The sequence below is a fragment of the Actinoplanes sp. NPDC051388 genome (assembly GCF_055586225.1).
This window is the reverse complement of sequence record NZ_JBVJIP010000022.1, coordinates 41,647-61,099: the sequence shown is the minus strand read 5'-3', so window position 1 is coordinate 61,099 and position 19,453 is coordinate 41,647. Positions and strand designations below refer to the sequence as shown.

The following is a 19,453-nucleotide window of genomic DNA, read 5'->3' as shown; positions in this document are numbered from 1 at the left end:
GTCAGGCGCTCGCCGTCGGCACGGCGACGGCGGCCAGCACCTCCGCCACGATGCCGGCGGCGCCGCGCAGGTTGAGCTCGGCCTCCGCGGTGCGCACCAGGCGGTGGGCGAGCACCGGTACGGCGACGTCCTTGATGTCGTCGGGGGTCACGTAACCCCGGCCGTCGATCGCGGCGATCGCCCGGCCGGCCTGGACCAGCGCGATGCTGCCCCGGACGCTGGCGCCGTAACGCACCGCGGCGTGCTCGCGGGTGGCCTGCGCGAGACGCACCGCGTAATCCGCGATCGCGGGATCGACGTGCTGGGCGCGCACCTGATCGATGGCGCCCTGCAGGGTGTGCGGGTCGACCACCGCGGACAGGTCGTCGGGGCCCTCGCCGGTGGCGCTGCCGAGCACCACGCCGACCTCGGACTCGCGGTCCGGATAGCCCACCGAGAGGCGCATCAGGAACCGGTCGAGCTGGGCCTCGGGCAGCCGGTAGGTGCCTTCCAGCTCGATCGGGTTCTGGGTGGCCACCACCAGGAACGGGCGCGGCACCGGGTGCGACTCACCGTCCACCGTGACCCGCCGCTCGGACATCACCTCGAGCAGGGCGGACTGCGTCTTGGGGGTGCCGCGGTTGATCTCGTCGGCCACCACCACGTTGGCGAACACCGCGCCCGGGTGGAACGCGAAACTCTCCTCTTTCTGCCGATAGACCGTGACCCCGGTGATGTCGCCGGGCAGCAGGTCGGGGGTGAACTGGATGCGGCTCGAACGCCCGCCGATGCTGCGCGCCACGGCCCGGGCGAGCGTGGTCTTGCCGAGGCCGGGCACGTCCTCGATCAGCAGGTGGCCCTCGGCGAGCAGGCCGGCGACCGCGAGCCGGACCAGGTCGTCCTTGCCGCGGATCACCCGCCGCACGTTCGCCGAGATCGCCGCCGCGGCCTCGGCCGCGCCGAGCACCGCCGCCTGCTCCAGCGCCGTCATCCGCGCGGGCCGCTCCAACGCCGTCATCCGCGCACCCCCTCCGGAAGATTCATCGGCTCGGCCACGCGTAGTGGTTGGATTCGACGCCGCCGGCGGTGGCCCAGACCCGCTGCCCGACCGGGGCGGCCGCGAACCGGTCGCTGACCACCAGCGAGCCGGACGAGTCGGTGGTCAGCGCGGCCCCGTTGAAGTTGCCCCAGTCGTCGGAATAGATGTTGATCTTGTATCTGGTGTTGGGCGGGAAGCCGCGCATCACAACCTTGACCCAGGCGCAGTTCGGCGGCCCGCAGTCCGGCTCGTGCGTGGTGTTGTTGCCCCGGGACACGGTGATCGACCGGGCCGGGCGCGGCACGGTGGCGCTCGTGGACGCGGCCGAGCCACGGCCGGCCGAGTTTCGCGCGGCGACCGTGATGCGGTAGGTCTTGCCCCGCTCCAGGCTGCCGATCGTCATCGACCGGCTGCCGCCGGTCCGGTTGGCCGAACCGGCCTTGCCGCCGCCCGACGGGGTCCAGGTCACGTGGTATTCGGTCACCCGGGCGCCGTTCGCGGCCGCGGCGCCCCAGCTCACCGCGATGCTCGTGCCCGAGGCGGAGGCCCTGAGCCGCGGTGGCATGCCCGGCCGCGCCGGTGGCGCCGGCGGGTTGGTCCGGGGTGGATCGGTGCGCGGTGGAGTGGTTCTGGGCGGATTCGTCCGGGGCGTCGTGGGCTGCCGCGGCTGCGTGCGCTGCGTCGGATCCTGCTGCGGCGTGTCGTTGTCGTTGCCCTGCTCGCGGCCCGGCGTCGGCTGCTTCGGCTGCTCGGTCGCCGGGGTCATCGGCTGCTCCGCCGACGGCGGCGCACCCGGCTGCCCCGACGCGTCCGGCCCGGGAGCACCGGTCACCGGCACCGTGACCGTGCGGCCGTCGTCGCCGACCACCAGCACGTTTCGCCCCTGGCCGCCGTCCACATAGACCCGCCGGTCCTCGCCCCGGCGCAGGCGCGCCTCGCCGGTCTCGCGGGGCAACGCGGTCTCCTGCTGCGCGCGGCCCTGCCGGTCGTAGGTGCGCACCTTGTTGCCCCGCAGGTCGAGCAGCACCACCGAGGAGCGGCTCGCGGCGGGCGCCGCATAATCCCCCTCGGGCAGCGCGACCTGGACCGGCGGCTCGGCGCGGCCGGTGCCGAGTCCGGAGCCGTCCACCAGGAAGAGCGTGCGCGAGCGCTGATCGACCACCGCGACCCGGCCGTCCACGTCGGCGGGCGCGATCTTCGCGTCGGCCGGCAGGTCGCCGATGCGGCTGGGCCGGCCCAGGCCGTCGCCGGTCAGCGGGGTGATCGTGTCGTTCTCGGTGTCGACGAAGGCCGCCTGCTTGCCGACCACGGTGAGCGCGCCGGTGTGCCCGGCCGGCGCGGACGCCGGGCAGGACACCAGATCGGTCGCCGGAGCCAGCTGACACAGCCGGTTGTTGCCCTTGCGGTGCAGCCAGAGCGTGCCGTCGGGAGTGGCCACCGGGTCGCCCAGGCCGCTGCCGGCCGCGATCAGCACCGGGTCGTCGCCGCCGAGGCGCACCACCGTGCCCGCCTCGCGATAGACCACATATGCCACCCCGCGGGCCTCGATCGGGAACGGCGCCTCACCGGTCGGCGGGATCATCGACGTCTCGACCCGCAGGGTCGACTTGCCGAACGCCAGCAGCTTTTCCCGGCTGATCACATAACCGCTGGTCTCGCTTTGGATCACCTCGCTGCCGTCGTCGATGCCCTCGATCTGCACCTGGGCGTCGACCTTGCCGGCCGAGGCGTTCACATGCGAGACGGTGTCGTCCGCCGGGTTGGCGATCCAGTGGCCGAGCTGGGCGAAGCGCAGGCCGGGCGGGGCCGCGTCGGCATCCGCCACCGCCGCCGTGACGGCGACCGCGCAGGCCACCACCAGCAGCGCGAGCGGCAGCCGCCCGCCGCGGCGCGGCTGGAACGACCGCAGCAACCGACCCACCCGGGCCCCCGCTGTCATGGTCACCCCGCGAGCATAGAAGACCTGGTACATGATCGGTCCATTGCGGATACAGGGGGAAACCGGTTCAGACGTCCTCGCTGGGCAGGGCCATCTCGAAGATGGCGCCGCCGCCCTCGGCGTTGTAGACCCGCAGCGTGCCGCCGTGCGCCTGGGCCACCCACCGCACGATCGACAGGCCCAGCCCGCTGGATCCGCCGGGGCTGGCGAACCGGTCGAAGTTCTCCGACGCCACCGACGGATCGATGCCCGGGCCGTGGTCGGCGACGATCACCCGGCCGCCCGCGACGGTGACCTGCACGACCGCCGGCTCGTCCTCGACCCGGCCGTGCCGCAGCGCGTTGTCCAGCAGATTGCCGATCGCCCGCTGCATCAGCGCCGGGTCGGCGTTCACCTTGGTCGGGGCGGTCGTCACGGTGACCCGCGCGCCGTTCACCGGCGTCTCCTCGACCACCGTGGTGACCAGCTGGTCCAGCCACACCGGCTCGACCGCCAGCGGTTCCACGCCGACCGCGAGCCGGGCCCGCATCAGCACCCCGTCGATGATCGTGCCCATCCGCCGGGACAGCTCCACGGTGCGCGGCAGCAGCTCGGCGCGCTGGGCCGGGTTGGCCAGCGCGGCCTCGGCGAGTGCCCGGAGCCCGGCCACCGGCGTACGCAGATCGTGCGCCGTGTCCGCGAGGAGCGTCTCCTGCTGCTCCAGCGCGCCGGCCGCCGGTTTGATCGCCCGGTTGGCCAGCTGATATGACCCCGCGCCGACGGCCGCCAGCAGCACCAGGCCGCCCCCGATCACCAGCAGCACCACCCAGCGGTGCCCGGCGTGCTCGGCGGATGGGTCCATCATCGCCACCACCGCGCCCGCGTACTGCCCGCTCTGCCAGCGGAACGGCTCGGCGAGCACGCGCACCTGCCGGCCCTGCCCGTCCGGCAGGTAGCCGTTGCGGATCTGTCCCCGGCTGACCGACTGATGGACCAGCCCCATCAGCATCGGCGGGGCCAGATCGGCGCAGTCGCCCTGGCTGACGAACGGCTCGAACCGCGCGGCCGGTCCGGGCTGGATGGTGAACCGCGGGCAGGACGACGTGGTGAACTGGTCCTTGTTCACCGCCTCGGTGACCAGCGTGGCGTCCTCCTCCTGGAGGAGCCGCTGCACGCTCGAGGTGACGCGCAGCAGCTGCCCTTCCATCCGCAGCTCACGCTGCCGCGTGTCGGCCCGGATCACCAGCGCGCCGCAGACGATGTAACCGACCGCGCTGAACAGCGTCACCCAGAGCGCGAGCTGGCTGGGCAGTCCGCGCAGCCGCTCCAGCGCGGATCCGCTCACGCGTCGCCGCCGATGCGGTAACCACGGCCGCGCACGGTGTGCAGCAGCTCCGGCTCGCCGAGCTTGCCGCGCAGCCGCCGCACCGTCACGTCCACCACGTTGGACATCGGGTCGGTGCTGCTGTCCCAGCAGTGCTCGATCAGGTCGGTGCGGCTCACCGCGCTGCCCGGCCGGCCCATCAGGTGCTCGAGCACCGCGAACTCCTTGGCGGTCAGACAGAGCAGCACACCGGCCCGGCGCACCTGGCGGCGGGCCGAGTCGAGCTCGAGGTCGGCGTGCCGCAGCACCGACGGGCGGCCCGATCCGGCGCGCCGGCCCAGCGACACCACCCGCGCGGTCATCTCGGCCACCGCGAACGGCTTCACCAGGTAGTCGTCGCCGCCGTGCTCGAAGCCGGCGACCAGGTCGGCGATGGTGTCCCGGGCGGTGAGGAAGAGCACCGGCACCACCCAGCCCGCCTGCCGGCGCCGGTGCACGTAGTCGATCGCGTCGCCGTCCGGCAGCATCCGGTCGAACACCACACAGTCGACGCCGCCGGCGGCCAGGATCCGGTCCGCGCCGGCGAGGTCACCGGCCTGGTCCACGTCGAGCCCGGCGCCGGCCAGCTCGGTGGTCACCGCGAGCCGCAGGTTCTCGTCGTCCTCGACCACCATCACCCGCACCGAAACCTCCCGGGGCCGCTTGGGCCGTGTCATCGGAATCTCATGCGCCCCGGTGGATCGTCATCGGCACCGGACCGGCAGGGGAGGGCAGGCAGGTGCTGTATCGAATTCTCGGACCGCTCGAAGTGCACACCGGCGAGGTGCACCAGCTCGGCGCGGGCAAGCCGGCGACCGTGCTGGCCAGTCTGCTGCAGCAGCCTAACGCGTGGATCGCCGTCGACCAGTTGATCGCGGCCACCTGGCCGGGACCGGCCATGCCGATTTCCGCCGAGGCCAATCTGAAGACCTACATGTGGCAGCTCCGGCGGATGCTGCCTGATCTGGACGGCGCCTCGCGGATCGAGCGGCGGGCGGACGCGTACCGGTTGCGGGTGGCGCCGGGTGAGATCGACGCGGACCGGGCCCGGGAGCTCGCGGTCGCGGCCCGCCGGTCCGGCATCGAGACGGCCGAGGCGCTGGCTCTGATCGAGGAGGCACTCGGCCTGTGGCGGGGCCGGCCGTTCTCCGGCATCGAGACGCCGGCCGCGGCCGGGCTCGACGAGCTGCAACTCCAGCTGCGTGAGCACCTCGCCGAGGTGCAACTCGAGCTGGGTCACAACGACCAGGCCTTGGGTACGCTCCGCCGGATCACCGCCGACGCGCCCCTGCGGGAGGCCGCCTGGGCCCAGCTGGTGCGCACGTTGCACGCCACCGGCCGGCGCACCGAGGCGCTGGTCGCCTGCCGCCGCGCCGCCGACGTGCTCGACGCCGAGCTGGGCGTCACTCCCGGCCCCGCGCTGGCCGCCGCCGAGCGCCAGGTGCTCGGCTCGTCCCGGGCCACCCCGGTGCGCCGGGAGCTCCCCCGCGACGTACGCCTGGTCGGCCGCACCGCGGAGCTGGCCACGGTCCGCCGGGCGGCGAGCGGCGCCGCGCCGGTGGTGCTGATCGAGGGCCCGGCCGGCGTCGGCAAGACCGCGCTCGCCGTGCACGCCGCGCATCACCTGGCCGCGTCCTATCCGGACGGGCAGTTCTTCGTCGCGATGCGGCTGGGCCCGGACGCCGTGCTGGACCGGCTGCTGCGCGGGATCGGCGTCACCGACCTGCCCGCGGACCTGGACGAGAAGGCCGCGCTGTGGCGGTCCGAGGTGGCCCGGCGACGGGTGCTGCTGGTGCTCGACGGGGCCGGCGCGCGGGACCAGGTGTGGCCGCTGCTGCCGGTCGGCGCGGGCACGCTGACGCTGGTCACGGCCCGGACGCCGGTGCACATCGACGGGGCGGCCCGGGTGCCGCTCGGACCGCTCGGGCCGGCCGCCGCGACCGCGCTGTTCGCGACCGCGGCGGGACGCACCGACGCGCCGGTGGTGCGGCGCTGCGAGGGCAATCCGGCGGCACTCCTGCAGGCGGCGGCGACCGTCTGGATGCGGAAGAGGGTGGCGGCATGACGACGGCACGCTTCGTGGTCGCGGCGGCGCGCACCGACCCGCCCGGCCGCACCAAGCCGAGCGATTCATCCGTGAATCAGGTCTACAGCGCCCGCGGTGGGTTGGCCGGGCCGGGGGCCGAGCCCAGGCACCGCCCGGCCGGCGCTCCGGTGTTCGTTCCGCCGCCCGCCGGGCCGGAGAAGGCCGCCCGGCCGGCGAAGTCCGTCCGGCCGAAGAAGTCCACTCGGGCGGAGAAGTCCACCCGGGCGGAGAGGGCCACCCGGAAGGCGCGACGGGCCGAGGCGGCGAGGACCCCGGCGACGAAGACCCCGGCGGCGCCACGGCACGCGGCTGCGCACGCCGGTCGGCCGGATGAGCTCGCCCGCCGGAGCTCGCCGGTGTCCGCGTTGCGGATCGCGGCGTGGCAGGTGGCGGTCGTGCTCGCTTTCGTGGCGACCGGGCGCGGCCCGGTGGCGGCGACGGTGGCCGGGGTGGCGGCGGCCGGGCTGCTGCTGGTCAGCGCGATGCGGGTGCGCGGGGTGTGGTTGTCCTCGCTGGCCGGGACCTGGATGGGGTTCGTGGTGCGGCGCAAGAGCTTCGCCGGCGAGCACCTGCCGCTGCCACCGCGGGCGTCGATCGCCTCGGACGGCGTGCTCGTCCGGGCGGAAGGCCTGACTGTCGTCGCGCGTAACAAAGAGAGAGCGTTCCCCGAGATCGAGGCCGACGCCGATGGGCCGGAGATCGACCTGCAGCTGGTCCTGCATCGCGGGCCGCAGCAGGAGCGGCCCGGCGCCTGGCTGGCGGTCACCGTGCGGCGGGACGCCGACGTGGCGGCCGACGAGACGTTGCGGGTGACGCTCGGGAACGTGGTGCGGCGGCTGCGCAAGAGCGGGCGCGAGTTCACCCCACTGTCCGCTGTGGACCTGGGTGCGACGCTGCACGGCATCGCGCACGCCGGGCCGTCGCGGGAACGCTGGCGGGGCTGGCGATCCGGTCCGATCAGCCAGGTCACGCTCAGTTTCGAGGGCGCGCCGCGGGAGGCCGTCGACCGGCTGCTCGCGGAACGCCGCGACGTCGCCCTGACCATCGCGATCCGCCCGGCCGGCGACGGCGTGCTGCGGGTCGCGGCCACCTCACCGGGAGCGGCGGACCGCGCCGTGTCCCGGCTCACCACCCTCGCCGCCCACCTGGGCGTGCGCCTGCACCGGCTGGACGGCCGGCACGGACCGGCCGTCCTCGCGTCGCTGCCGATCGGAGGAGCGCTCTGATGACCGTCCATTCCCTTCCCGTGGTCCGGCCCGCCCTGGTGTCGACCCACGCCGGCATCGACGCCGCGCTGGCCACCGCGAGCCGCGAGGTGCTGGTGGCGCGCACCGGCGAGCTGAGCGCGCCGCTGCGCCGGGCCGACCACGACAACCTGCGGCGCGGCGTGCGCTACCGGATCCTGCTGCCCGAGGAGGTGCGCTCGAACGCGGTGCTCGCGCTGCGGCTGGGCCGGCTCTCGCTGACCGGCGCCGAGGTGCGCACCGTGCCGTGCGTGCCGACCGACGCGACCGTGGTGGACGCCGCGCTGGCCATGTTGCCCGGCGAGCGCCGGCCGGCCGACCTGGCGATGGTGCGGCTGCCCAGCGTGGTGAGCGCCGTGGTCGCGCTGTTCGAGCAGCTCTGGGCCACCGCCGCGCCGCTGACCCAGTCGGAGGCGACCAACTGCGCCGGGCTCACCGTGCGCGAGCGGGAACTGCTCGCGCTGCTCTCGGCGGGCTGCACCGACGAGTCGGCGGCGGCCCGGCTGGGCATATCAGTTCGCACCGTGCGGCGCATGATGGCCGCCATCATGACCAGGCTGGGAGCCCGCAGCCGGTTCCAGGCCGGCCTCAAGGCGGCGGACCGAGGACTGCTGGCACGGACCGCCTGACGCTATCGTGTGATTCGTGCGGGTGCTGGTCACCGAGGACGACGAGAATCTCCGGGTCGCTGTGGACGCCTCGCTGCGCGGGGCCGGGTTCGCCGTGGACACGGCCAGTGACCTGCCCGAGGTCGACGAGGCGCTGAGTGTGAACACCTACGACTGCGCGGTGTTCGACCGCATGCTGCCGACCGGCGACGCACTGGACTATGTGGCCGGTCGGCGCCGGGCCGGCTGGTCGGTGCCGGTGCTGTTCCTCACCGGCCGCGGCGAGACCGCCGAGCGGGTGGCCGGCCTGGCCTGGGGCGATGACTATTTGGGCAAGCCGTTCGCGACGGAAGAGCTGGTGGTCCGGGTGCGCAGTCTCTGCCGGCGGTCGGCGCCGGTCGGCCCGCCGCCGGCGGTGCGGCACGCGGGCCTGGCGATCGACCGCGAGCGGTACGAGGTGACCCGCGGCGGCCGCCCGCTGGCTCTGTCGGCCAAGGAGTTCGCGGTCCTGGAACGCCTCGTGCTGGCCGGCGGCCGCCCGGTGCTGCGCGAGGAGTTGATCGCCGCGGCGTGGGACGAGCTGGTCCCGCCGAGCTCCAACGTGCTCGACGTGCTGATCGCCCAGCTGCGCCGCAAGCTGGGCCCGCCCGCGCTGCTGCACACGGTCCGCGGCGTCGGCTATCTCCTGCGGGCCTGAACAGACATTCCCGACCCGAAGCAATTTGTCCAACCGGCCGTGAGCAGCTGCCTCTTCCGTTGGCGTTCCTCGATGTCTACGTTCCTATATGGGCGCGTCCAGGTCCGGCCACTGGGGTCCGGCCTGAGGAACCGGGGGGTTCGTCGAATGCGAAAAGTCGTAGTTGGATTATTGAGTTTGAGCCTGGCGTCCGGAGTGGGCATCTCGCTCAGTCCGGCGGCCGTGGCGGCCCCGCCGCCCTCCGCGCCCGCTGTCACGGGTGAGCCCGGCCAGGCCAACGATGAGTTGATCAGCCCGCTCGAGCAGAAGCGCCGGGCGCTGCGGGAGAAGGCGGTCAGCGACGTCCTGTCCGGCCGCGTGAAGCCGCAGCAGCGCAATGGCAGCACGGTCGTCAAGGTCGGCCAGACCGCCGGTGGCGGAGCGTTCGGCAAGGCCGGCGACCGCCGCGGCGCCACCGCCGATCGCGATCAATATGTGGAGCTCGCCCGGGAGAAGACCGACCGGATCTTCGTGATCCTGGCCGAGTTCGGCAACGAGCGCGATCCGCGGTTCCCGGATCGCGACACCAACCCGGCCAAGCTCGGACCTCAGCGGTTCGACGGGCCGGTGCACAACCAGATCCCGGCGCCGGACCGGTCGGTCGACAACAAGACCAACTGGCAGGCGGACTACAACCGCGACCACTACCAGGAGCTCTATTTCGGCGAGGGCAGCGGCGTCGAGTCGGTCAAGACCTACTACGAGACGCAGTCCTCGGGCCGTTACAGCGTGGACGGCACGGTCACCGACTGGGTCAAGGTGCGATACAACGAGGCCCGCTACGGCCGCTCCGGCGACATCCCGAACGACGCCAACGGCGACGACCCGAACGTCTGCTCCAGCAACGTCTGCAACACCACCTACGACCTGGTGCGCGACGCCGCCAACCAGTGGGTCGCCGACCAGGAGGCGCGCGGCCGCACCCGGGCCGAGATCGTCGCCGAGCTGCAGACCTTCGACCAGTGGGACCGATACGACTTCGACGCCGACGGCGACTTCAACGAGCCGGACGGCTACCTCGACCACTTCCAGATCGTGCACTCCGGCGGCGACGAGGCGGACGGCGACCCGTGGCAGGGCGAGGACGCCATCTGGAGCCACCGCGCCTTCGCCTACCAGGACGACGAGGGTGACCGCGGCCCGGGCGGCAACCTGCTCGGCGGCACCGAGATCGCCGACACCGGCCTGTGGATCGGCGACTACACGATCCAGCCGGAGAACGGCGGGCTCAGCGTCTTCGCCCACGAGTACGGCCACGACCTGGGCCTGCCGGACGACTACGCGGTGCTGACCGGCGTGGGTGGCAACAACGAGTACTGGACGCTGATGTCGCAGAGCCGCCTGAACGCGGCCGGCGAGCCGCTCGGCACCCGGCCGGGCGACCTCGGCGCGTGGAACAAGCTGCAGCTCGGCTGGCTCGACTACGAGACCGTGGTGGCCAAGCAGAAGCGCACGATCAACCTCGGTCCACAGGAGTACAACACCGCCAAGGCCCAGGCGGCCGTCGTGGTGCTGCCGAAGAAACGGGTCACCACCGAGTTCGGGGCGCCGTTCTCCGGCAGCCGGCAATACTATTCGGGCAACGCCGACGACCTGCGCAACTCGATGACCCGCCAGTTCGATCTGACCGGCGCGGCCGATCCGACGCTGACGTTCAAGGCGCGCTACAACATCGAAGAGGACTTCGACTACCTGTACGTGCGCGCGTCCCTGGACGGGCAGAAGTGGACCGCCCTGGACGGCACGGTCAACGGTGAGCCGTTCATCCGGGACGGGGCCAACCCGCCGCGGCCGGCGATCAGCGGCAGCACCGACAACCAGTGGGCGGACGTGTCGGTGTCCCTGGACGCCTACGCCGGGCAGAACGTCTACCTGCAGCTCTATTACCGCACCGACGGTGGTTTCTCGGCCGGCGGCTTCTTCGCCGACAACATCCAGGTCGTCGACGGCAGCACGGTGCTGTTCAGCGACGACGCCGAGAGCGCCTCGCCGTGGACGCTGCGCGGATTCACCACGGTGGGCACGAGCGCGACCAACGACTACGACAACTTCTACATCGCGGGCCACCGGACCTACGTGTCCTACGACCGCTATCTCAAGACCGGCCCGTACAACTTCGGGTTCGCCAACACGAAGCCGAACTTCGTCGAGCACTACTCCTATCAACAGGGTGTGCTGATCTCCTACTGGGACCGGTCGCAGGTGGACAACGACACCGGCTGGCACCCGGGCCAGGGCCGGAACCTCTACATCGACGCGCACCCGCGCCCGATGTACCGGCTGGACGGCCTGCCGTGGAGCTCGCGCATCCAGGTCTACGACGCGCCGTTCGGGCTTCGCAAGGCCGACTCGTTCACGCTGCACATCAACGGCAACCCCTCGTACATCCGGGGCCAGGCCGGGCAGCCGCTGTTCGACGACACCAAGAAGTACTTCTACGACGAGCTGCCGAACCACGGGGTCAAGCTTCCCGCGGTCGGCGTGAAGATCCGAGTGGTCGAGGAGAACGGCACCTCAACCAAGATCCGCATCTCCTGATCCACTGACCGTTCCACCAACGGCGCCCGGGAGCCTTTCGGTTCCCGGGCGCCGACCTACAGGTCCACCGATCGGGGGTTTCCAGTCAGCGCGGGTCCTCCCCCGAAACTCCGTGGCGGGCGGAGTTCCGCAACTCCGCCGCGCTGGCCGGTGCGACCCTCGAGGAGATCCGCATCGAGGCCCCTCGGGCGTGGACGGTCGGAGTGTTTTCGTGGCCTCCGGTGCGGGCCGACGCACGGCAGGCCGTCTGGCGCGAGCCGGCGGCCGGCATAGGAGCGCCCGGCGTCCTGCTCCAGCCGGATGGCCGGACTTCAAGCACCCGCATGACCAGTCACGAGGCCTGGAGATGGGTGACGTATCCGCTCTTCTGGATCTTCGACGCGGTTTTCTCGGCGTTGCTTCTCGCTGCCTTGGCTCGCTTGAGACGCCCTGCCGAGACACGATGGACGCGCCGCGTCATCGTCCTGGTGCTGTTCCTACCCATGCTGTCGATCGTGGAACTGACGTCGTTCGACATGGTCGACGAGGAGTGGTACCCACTGTCTTGGCCGATGCATGTCTATCTCGCCAACGCGGCGGGGCAGGGCCCCGCAGCGACTATCGCTCCGAGCCTTCCTGCGCTCGCGCTCCGGCGCGTGGTGCCTCGCATTGAGCCTGACCGTTACTGCTGCGATCCTGCTACAGCGATGGATCGACACCTACGCGGACTGGCGCGGACCCGGTGGGTGCAATACCCCATGGATCCTCTGTTGCGAGTGTTCGGCGACGAGTTGAGTTCCTACCCGAGCGCTCTCAGCAATTACTCCCTCGCGTATGCCTGCGCGGCCATCGCCGTGGTGCCTCTACTCCGGGAGCTGTTGGACTCGGAGGAACCGTCCTTGCCGCAGGGTGTGCGGGCGTGGTCTGTTTCACCTTCGCCCTAATGTTCGCAATGGGGCCGCACCGATCGGCATTCCGCAACGGAGTTGCCGGTGCCAGGATCGGCACGTTCATCGGCGTTCCAGCCTCCGCCTGGCTGCTGTGGTCCGATTGGACGACGTCAGCATGGCTTCGGCCCGCCGACCAATACATGCTCGTCCTAGGGCTGTTAGGAGGGTGTGTCTGACATTGCTCGGGTGGACCGCGCATGGCTTCGTGGTCGGAGTGTTGTGGCGTCGACTGCCGGGCCGCCGGGGCCCGGGCAAGGCGCTGGCTCTGACCGCGGTGGTCGCCACGGCCCTCGGGCTGGAGGCCGCTCTCAATACGTTGCTCGGCGAACAGGTGAACCCGTTGGCGCTGCTGCAGTGCGCCCTCACCTTCATCAGCCTCTCGGTAATCGCGGTGAGCATGGATCTGATCACGGTTCGGCGGCTCGGCTCGGTGGGGTTCCGGCCGTTGCGCACGCTGCTCGCCAGCTATCGGCTGGGCAATGCCAAAGCGCAGGCAACGTTCGCGTTGGCCCAGCTCGCCGCGATAATGGCGATCTACAGCTACGTTTGGAGTGTCGGACCAGCTCAGAAACATTGCAGGTTGCCGGGGACTCCAAACATGAGCGAATTGATCCTCACCATTTCCGCCGCCGGATTCGCGCTGCTAATCGCGATCATCGCATTGATCGCCTCCGCGCATTCCGACCCGAAGCGTCGAGCCGACGCGGCAAAGATCCTCGACAAACTGCTGCGACCGGCACCGGGTCGGCCCTTCTGGCCGGCGAGCTACCGGACGCCGACGTCCATGATCGGAGGTACGTTGCTGGGATGTCCGACTTCACGATCAAGGCGCTTTCGCCGGACACGTTCGAGGACTTCGCCGCTCTCGTCGAGCGGAACAAGGGAATGTTCGCCGGTTGCTGGTGCACCAAGTTCCATCCCGGCCGCGCGGAGTTGGGCTTGGCCGATGAAGGGAACCGGGTCTTCAAGCAGCGTCTGGTGGCCGACGGGATCGCGCACGCGGCGCTGGTCTACGACGGCGACCTGGCCGTCGCCTGGGCCGAATACGGAACACCCGGGGAACTGCCCGGCATCCAGCACCGCAAGGAGTACCTCGCCACGGCCGAGCGACTGCCCGACTACCGGATCACCTGCATCATGGTCGAACGCCCCCTTCGCGGTCAGGGTCTGGCGACGATCGCCCTGCGCGGAGCTGTCGAGCTGATCGCGCGGGCCGGCGGCGGCCGGGTCGAGGGCTACCCGCACGACACCGGCGGCGTCCGGAAGAAGAACTCATCGTTCCTCTACAACGGCACCCGCACGATGTACGAACGCGAGGGCTTCACCTACGACCGCCCCAAGGGCCTGGGCAACTGCGTGATGGTCCGCCAGGTCAGCGGGTGCGGACAGTCACCTCGTCGAGGGTGATGGCGCCCGGGTCGAGGCGCAGGCCGAAGGCCGGGTTCCAGGTGGCGACCGTGGCGTTGTCCACAGCGGCCGCGAGTGGGGCGTCGTGGATCTGGCTCCAGACGCCGGCCCGGTGCAGCCACGTGCTCAGGTGGCCGTCCCTGGTCACCGCCGCCAGCTGGTCGCCCGGCTGCCAGCGGACGTCGGCGCAGCAACCGCCGGTCGCCTCCGGGCGGGACACGCCGCCCACCTTGACGTCCACGCCGGACGAGCCGAAGTTGTTGTTGTACCAGATCAGCGCGTTGTCCCCGGGTGATCGGGAGGCGCCGGCGAAGAGGCTGTCCTCGGGGGACGCGCCGGAGAACGACCGTGGTGTGACGATCACCGCGGTGCCCGCCGGCGAGCCGGTCACCGGCGCCGCCAGCACGCCGAACGACCGGCCGGACGAGCGGGCCGTGAGGGCGCCGTCGGCGACCGACAGCGCGGGCGGCGGCTCGTTGCCGATCAGCTGGTCGACGCGATAGGACGCCAGCCGGTCCGTGCTGAAGTCGTCCTGCCAGGCCACCACCGGGAAGTCGGCGGGGTCGAAGAACCACTTGACCGGGGCCACCGCGCCGCTCACCCCACCGCCACCCCGCGAGGTGGCCAGCGCGCGGATCGGCGGGCCGTCACCCAGGGCGGCGCCGGCCGGAATCGTCACGCGCCAGGTCGTACCCAAAGTCTCGTCCCTGGTCAGACGGCCCGCCTCCGTGGCGGTCACCGCGCGGGCCGACCACCCCCGCGGCACCTCGAGCGCGACCCGCACGTCGCGGGCGTGGCGGACGGCCGAGACCCGGGTGCGGACCGTGACGGTGCGCCCGGCGTCCGCGGCGACCGCCCCCTCGCGCAGGCCGGTGAAGGAGACCGCGAGCGAGGGGTCGGGCTGCCGCCACACCTGGACGGCCGTGACGCCCACCGCGCCGCCGTCGGCCCGCGTCGGCAGCACGCGCAGCCGGTCGGTGGTCAGCGGCGGACTGATCATGACCCGGTTGATCGCGCGGCCGACCGGCGCGGCCGGTGATCGGGTCTGGCCGGGCACGTCCTGCCAGGCGCCGTCGGCGAGCTGGTATTGCAGCGCATAGGTCGACGGCGTGCGCACCCCGCCACCGTCGTCGTAGAAGTCGATCCGCACGTCCGAGACCACGGTCGCCGCGCCCAGGTCCACCTCGAGCCAGTCGCCCCGGTTCGGCGACTGCCAGGTGGTCCACCGGGTGGACGGCACGTCCAGGTGGAAGTCCTGCCCGTCGATCGCGTTGGCCGCCCGGTCGCCGGCCCAGGTGTACGACGCGCGAGCCAGCGGATAACCGATCTCCGCCACGTTCGCCGCATCGTCCACAAGCGACGGAAGCCGTTCCGGGTGCGCGGCCGGCACCGGCACGGACACCTTGGCCAGGGTCGGCTGCCGGTGCACGAGCACGCCGTCCAGCCACACGCTCAGGCCCCGCCCGCGACCGTAGAAGTCCGACGCGTCCCACACCACGCTCAGATTGCGCCCGTGATAGGCGACGTTCTCCACCGCCCAGTGATCCCACGACGCCGGCGCCAGCGGCGCGATCTCGACCGAGTCCGTGGTCTGCGGCCGGATCCCGAGCAGCCCGGAGAGCACCAGGTCGGTGAAGGTCGAGTGGTTGTAGTCCTCGCTGTGGTTGAAGCCGTCGTAGATCCAGCGGTCCTCGTCGGGGTGGTGCGCCTCGGCCACATAGGGCCGGCCGTTCTTGCGCTGGGTCAGCGCGTATCCCCGGAGAACCTGGTAGTAGTCCTCGTTGTCCACATAGGGCTGTGCCGGGTAGTCGATCAGCTGGTTCGCCATCGCGGTCAGCGTCTGGCTGGTGGCATAGGGCCAGGACGGCCCGTCCCAGCGGCAGCACCCGTTGAGCGCCTCGTGCATGAACCACGGGCTGCGCCGCTCGGTGGTGGTCGGCCCGAAGCGCGCCGCGAAGCCCTGCGGATCGGTGAGCTGCTGCCAGGCGGCGGCGTTCCCGGCCGGCGCCATGTGGAAGTACCACGGCACGAAGCCCATCTGCTCACGGTCGGCGATGGTCCGGCCGGTGTCCTTCATGACGTGCTTGTAGAAGTCGCCGTCCCAGAGCTCGCGCTCCTGCGCCTCCCGCAGCCGCTTCGCGTCGTTCTCGTAGCGGGCGGCCTTGGCCGGTTGCCCGGCCCGGCGCAGGATCTTCGCCAGCGCCCGGGCGTCGCCGTACTGGTACGCGTTCAGCGTCGGCCGGTAGCCGTCGCCGCCGTGATAGGGGTCCGGGCTCTGATAGGAGCTCGCGGTGAACTCCATCGCGTCCCACACCGGCGTCTGCCAGTAGAGCCCCTTGGCGGCGTCGAAGTTGGTGTCCTGCCAGGTCTGATATTGCTTCTCCAGCTCGGGCAGCCGGTCCACCAGGTAACCGAAGTCGCCGCTCACCTCGGCCCGGGCCAGCGCCGCGTCGACCGCCCAGAACGAGTACTGGTGCGCCCAGTCGTAGCTGTTGCGGCCCAGCCCCTCGGTGGCCGGCTTGGCCGCCGAGCCCGAACCGCGCAGCCAGTAGTCCAGGTAGTCGTCGAGGTAGCGGGTGTCGCGCAGCCACCGGCCTTCATAGAGGTGGTGGCCGGCCGCCGCGTTGATGCCGCCGTTCGGCGCCGAGTAGCCCACCGGGCCGAGGAACTCCGAGACGATCCAGCCGTCGTCCGGCCCGGTGTATTTCAGCGCCTCCTTGAAGGTTCGCCACCGGTAGTAGTAGGTCTCCTGGATCTCCTCGTCCGGCACGTCGACGAACGGGATGTTCGCCTCGTACCACTCCGGCTCCGCGGCCGCGCCCAGCAGCGCTCGGTGGTCGAGGATCGTGGTGCTCTCCCCCACCACCGGATAGAGCGGCGGGGGGACCAGCGTCAGGACCGTGGCGAGCAACGCGGCGAGTGGCGACATCTCAGGAGAACCGACGATCAAGAGCCGGATTGTACGAGTCCACCGAGGCTTTCGCCGTGCGTGCGGCGGCCGGCGCCGTGATGCCGGCCCAGCGCTGCACGGCGGCGGTCGCGGTGGCGGCCTCGGACGGGACCAGTGCGCCGATGTTCGCGCCGTGGTTGGCGCCGGGTGCGACGTACCAGAGTGAGTCCTGGGTGCCACGGCCGAGCTGGAACGGCTCGGCGCCCCACGGGTCGTTCTGCCCGTACACGAAGAGCAGCTGGCGGCCGGACTGCCGCACCCAGCGGTCGATGTCGTCCATCGCGTTCGGCTTGAAGCGCACCGGCAGGTCGGCCGGCACATAGGACTTCGCCTCGTCCTGCCCCCGGTAGTGCTGCAGGCGGGCCAGGTGCCGCAGCTTCGGCGTCGGGTAGCCCAGCTCGGTGGCGGCCTGGAAGTAGTAGGGCACGAACCCGGTGATGCCCTGGTCGGTGTTCGAGTCGAGGCCGTAGACCTGGTCCGCCCAGTCGAGGATCTCGTCGTCCGGGGCGGTCACCGGCGGCACGTCCGCGCACATGCTCTGCACGCCGTACTGCCAGAACGCCCAGGTGGTGCCGTTGATCATGAACTCGAACGCGCGGTCGGCGCTGTGCACGATGGTGAACGTGCGGCTGTTGGCGGCCGCCCACTCCTCGTATTTCGCGACCAGCGCGGCGCGCCGGCGCAGGGCCTCGGCCTGCACGGCGTCGAGCGCGGCGCGGCAGGCCGGGTCGGTGCCGACCCCCTCGAAGAAGCGGTCGTACGCGGAATCCTCGTTCTCGTTCACGTCCTGCGGCGCCACATAGGCCACCGTGCCGTCCACGTCCGCCGGGTAGAACCGCCGGTGGTAGATCGAGGTCATGCCGCCCTTGCTGGCGCCGGTGGAGATCCAGTTGAGCGAGTAGACCGCCTTCATCGCCAGCACGATGCGGTGGTGGTCGGTGGCCGCCTGCCAGATGTTCAGGTCGGCCCAGTCGGCCGGCGCCGGCCGGGAGGGCGGGAAGAACCGCTGCTCGACCGAGAGCTGGTTGCCGTCGACCAGCCGGGCCGGCTCGCTGCGGAAGATGCTGCCGGGCACGCCGTAACCCGTGGTGTGCAGCACGGTCGGCCGGTCCACACCCCGGTGCAGCAGCGTCATCCGCTGCTGGAACGTGCCCTGCGACGGGTCTCGGTGGTCCGCCGGCTGGGTGAACGTCAGGTCGAAGAACCGGTAGGGCGCCGGCGCCACCCGCTCGCCCACCACGGTGAGCCCGGGGACCCGGCGCAGCTGTTCGAGGATGTCCGGCGGGGCGGCCTGGGCCGCGGACGGCGCCACCAGGGCGGCGGCAACCACGATCAGCGTGGCGAACAGGGCTTTCAACCGCGACATCTCATCCCCCGGTGAGTCACCGTCTTCATCGACGCCTGACCATATCGCGCCGGGCGGCCGGACAACGGCAGGTGCGCGCCGCGACTATCGTGTGCCGGGTGAAAATCCGGTACGTGCTCAACAACGCCTACGGCGCCGGCGGAACCATCCGCACGGTCATCAATCAGGCGAACGCGCTGTGCGTTGAGCACGACGTCGAGATCGCCAGCGTCTATCGCAACCGGGAGAAACCGGTCTTCGCGATCGACGACCGGGTCACGCTGATCAGCCTCACCGATCTGCGCGACGACGGCTCCCGCTGGACCGACAAGGAGGGCACCAACTCGCGGTTCTGGCGCAAGACCCGGCGGTTCCGCAACCGGCTGCCACACCGCAACGACTTCCGTTACAAGCGCTGGGACCCGCTGGTCGACCTGGCGATCGTCCGCTACTTCCGGGCCGCGAAGGACGGCGTGCTGATCACCACCCGTCCGGGGCTCAACCTGATGTCCGCCTGGTTCGCGCCACGCCGGCTGGTGCGGATCGGGCAGGACCACATGAACTTCGGCACCTACAAGCCGGGGTTGCAGGCGGCGATCGTGCGGGCCTACCCGCGGCTGGACGGGGTCTCCGTGCTCACCGCGCACGACCTCGCGGACTACCGCAAGGCGCTGGGCGACGGCGTCCGGCTGGAGTGCATCCCGAACGGCATCCCGCCGCGCCCGGACGCGGCCTCCTCCCCCGACGCCAAGCGGGTGATCGCGGCCGGCCGGTTCGCCCGACAGAAGGGCTTCGACCTGCTGGTGGAGGCGTGGGCCGGGGTGCACGCCCGGCACCCGGAGTGGCAGCTGGTGATCTATGGCGCCGGCCCGCTGCGCACCAAGATCACCGAACGCGCCGCCGAGCTGGGGCTGAGCGGGTCGACCAGGATGCCGGGGCTGACCCGCCAGCTCGACAAGGAGCTCGCGGCCAGCTCGATCTACGTGCTGAGCTCGCGGTTCGAGGGCCTGCCGATGGTGCTGCTGGAGGCGATCACGAACGGGTTGCCGGTGGTCTCGTACGACTGCCCGACCGGTCCCGCCGAGATCATCGAGGACGGCGTGAACGGCCTGCTGGTGCCGCCGGAGGACGTCGACGCGCTGACCGCGGCGCTGTGCGAGCTGATCGAGGACCCGGAGCGGCTGCGCGCGATGGGCGCCGCCGCGCTGAAGAGCGCCGAGCGCTACTCGATGCCCGCGGTGGCCGAGACCTGGAACGCGTTCTTCCTGTCCTTGGGTGCCAAAGCCACTAGGTGATCGGCGAGGACGCGTT

14 protein-coding genes and 1 pseudogene are annotated in these 19,453 nt (G+C 71.6%); 9 read left to right on the top strand and 6 right to left on the bottom strand.

Annotated features, from left to right (window positions below; translation table 11 throughout):
• Position 1: 1 nt before the first annotated feature.
• From ACZ6TI_RS40090 to ACZ6TI_RS40075, 4 genes are all read right to left on the bottom strand, one after another.
• Positions 2–997, bottom strand: a complete 996-nt coding sequence (locus ACZ6TI_RS40090) for an AAA family ATPase (protein WP_465350495.1) — start codon at positions 995–997, stop codon at positions 2–4.
• Positions 998–1,019: 22 nt separating this feature from the next.
• Positions 1,020–2,957, bottom strand: a complete 1,938-nt coding sequence (locus tag ACZ6TI_RS40085; protein ID WP_465350599.1) for a fibronectin type III domain-containing protein — start codon at positions 2,955–2,957, stop codon at positions 1,020–1,022.
• A 67-nt stretch (positions 2,958–3,024) separates the two neighbouring features.
• On the bottom strand, positions 3,025–4,281 hold the full coding sequence (locus ACZ6TI_RS40080; protein WP_465350494.1) for a sensor histidine kinase: 1,257 nt from the start codon (positions 4,279–4,281) through the stop codon (positions 3,025–3,027).
• Positions 4,278–4,976 (bottom strand): response regulator transcription factor, encoded by a 699-nt coding sequence (locus ACZ6TI_RS40075; RefSeq protein ID WP_465350493.1) that lies wholly within the window; start codon positions 4,974–4,976, stop codon positions 4,278–4,280. Before ACZ6TI_RS40075 ends, ACZ6TI_RS40080 begins: the two co-directional genes overlap by 4 nt.
• A gap of 62 nt (positions 4,977–5,038) precedes the next feature.
• Here ACZ6TI_RS40075 and ACZ6TI_RS40070 point away from each other — a divergent pair, with 62 nt between their 5' ends.
• The 8 genes and pseudogenes from ACZ6TI_RS40070 to ACZ6TI_RS40035 all read left to right on the top strand — a co-directional run bounded on the left by ACZ6TI_RS40070 (position 5,039) and on the right by ACZ6TI_RS40035 (position 13,847).
• Positions 5,039–6,364, top strand: coding sequence for an AfsR/SARP family transcriptional regulator (locus ACZ6TI_RS40070; protein WP_465350492.1), 1,326 nt, complete (start codon positions 5,039–5,041; stop codon positions 6,362–6,364).
• Positions 6,361–7,611: a hypothetical protein gene (locus ACZ6TI_RS40065; RefSeq protein ID WP_465350491.1), complete on the top strand. Its 1,251-nt coding sequence runs from the start codon at positions 6,361–6,363 to the stop codon at positions 7,609–7,611. The genes ACZ6TI_RS40070 and ACZ6TI_RS40065 overlap by 4 nt, the downstream gene beginning before the upstream one ends.
• Positions 7,611–8,258, top strand: a complete 648-nt coding sequence (locus ACZ6TI_RS40060; protein WP_465350490.1) for a helix-turn-helix transcriptional regulator — start codon at positions 7,611–7,613, stop codon at positions 8,256–8,258. The genes ACZ6TI_RS40065 and ACZ6TI_RS40060 overlap by 1 nt, the downstream gene beginning before the upstream one ends.
• Before the next feature lie 16 nt (positions 8,259–8,274).
• Positions 8,275–8,934 (top strand): response regulator transcription factor, encoded by a 660-nt coding sequence (locus tag ACZ6TI_RS40055; protein WP_465350489.1) that lies wholly within the window; start codon positions 8,275–8,277, stop codon positions 8,932–8,934.
• A 147-nt stretch (positions 8,935–9,081) separates the two neighbouring features.
• On the top strand, positions 9,082–11,511 hold the full coding sequence (locus ACZ6TI_RS40050) for an immune inhibitor A domain-containing protein (protein ID WP_465350488.1): 2,430 nt from the start codon (positions 9,082–9,084) through the stop codon (positions 11,509–11,511).
• 350 nt (positions 11,512–11,861) lie between these two features.
• On the top strand, positions 11,862–12,434 hold the full coding sequence (locus ACZ6TI_RS40045; protein ID WP_465350603.1) for a hypothetical protein: 573 nt from the start codon (positions 11,862–11,864) through the stop codon (positions 12,432–12,434).
• A pseudogene (locus tag ACZ6TI_RS40040) lies at positions 12,325–12,969 on the top strand (DUF6185 family protein); the annotation flags it as partial. The gene ACZ6TI_RS40045 and the pseudogene ACZ6TI_RS40040, both read left to right, overlap by 110 nt.
• Positions 12,970–13,247: 278 nt before the next feature.
• Entirely contained in the window at positions 13,248–13,847 is a 600-nt protein-coding gene (locus tag ACZ6TI_RS40035) for a GNAT family N-acetyltransferase (RefSeq protein ID WP_465350602.1), read from the top strand.
• On the opposite strand, the gene ACZ6TI_RS40030 is transcribed toward ACZ6TI_RS40035, so the two are convergent.
• Both ACZ6TI_RS40030 and ACZ6TI_RS40025 read right to left on the bottom strand, forming a co-directional pair.
• Positions 13,813–16,797, bottom strand: coding sequence for an MGH1-like glycoside hydrolase domain-containing protein (locus ACZ6TI_RS40030; protein WP_465350487.1), 2,985 nt, complete (start codon positions 16,795–16,797; stop codon positions 13,813–13,815). The genes ACZ6TI_RS40035 and ACZ6TI_RS40030 overlap by 35 nt on opposite strands.
• Positions 16,778–18,163 (bottom strand): S28 family serine protease, encoded by a 1,386-nt coding sequence (locus tag ACZ6TI_RS40025; RefSeq protein ID WP_465350486.1) that lies wholly within the window; start codon positions 18,161–18,163, stop codon positions 16,778–16,780. The genes ACZ6TI_RS40030 and ACZ6TI_RS40025 overlap by 20 nt, the downstream gene beginning before the upstream one ends.
• A 98-nt stretch (positions 18,164–18,261) precedes the next feature.
• Here ACZ6TI_RS40025 and ACZ6TI_RS40020 point away from each other — a divergent pair, with 98 nt between their 5' ends.
• On the top strand, positions 18,262–19,437 hold the full coding sequence (locus ACZ6TI_RS40020) for a glycosyltransferase family 4 protein (protein WP_465350485.1): 1,176 nt from the start codon (positions 18,262–18,264) through the stop codon (positions 19,435–19,437).
• Positions 19,438–19,453: the final 16 nt, after the last annotated feature.

Bases quoted from the DNA above. Each gene is read 5' to 3' on its own strand.
- ACZ6TI_RS40065 (WP_465350491.1), top strand. From the start codon at position 6,361: ATGACGACGGCACGCTTCGTGGTCGCGGCGGCGCGCACCGACCCGCCC.
- ACZ6TI_RS40075 (WP_465350493.1), bottom strand. From the start codon at position 4,976: ATGACACGGCCCAAGCGGCCCCGGGAGGTTTCGGTGCGGGTGATGGTG.
- ACZ6TI_RS40050 (WP_465350488.1), top strand. From the start codon at position 9,082: ATGCGAAAAGTCGTAGTTGGATTATTGAGTTTGAGCCTGGCGTCCGGA.
- ACZ6TI_RS40060 (WP_465350490.1), top strand. From the start codon at position 7,611: ATGACCGTCCATTCCCTTCCCGTGGTCCGGCCCGCCCTGGTGTCGACC.
- ACZ6TI_RS40025 (WP_465350486.1), bottom strand. From the start codon at position 18,163: ATGTCGCGGTTGAAAGCCCTGTTCGCCACGCTGATCGTGGTTGCCGCC.
- ACZ6TI_RS40035 (WP_465350602.1), top strand. From the start codon at position 13,248: ATGTCCGACTTCACGATCAAGGCGCTTTCGCCGGACACGTTCGAGGAC.
- ACZ6TI_RS40090 (WP_465350495.1), bottom strand. From the start codon at position 997: ATGACGGCGTTGGAGCGGCCCGCGCGGATGACGGCGCTGGAGCAGGCG.
- ACZ6TI_RS40085 (WP_465350599.1), bottom strand. From the start codon at position 2,957: ATGACAGCGGGGGCCCGGGTGGGTCGGTTGCTGCGGTCGTTCCAGCCG.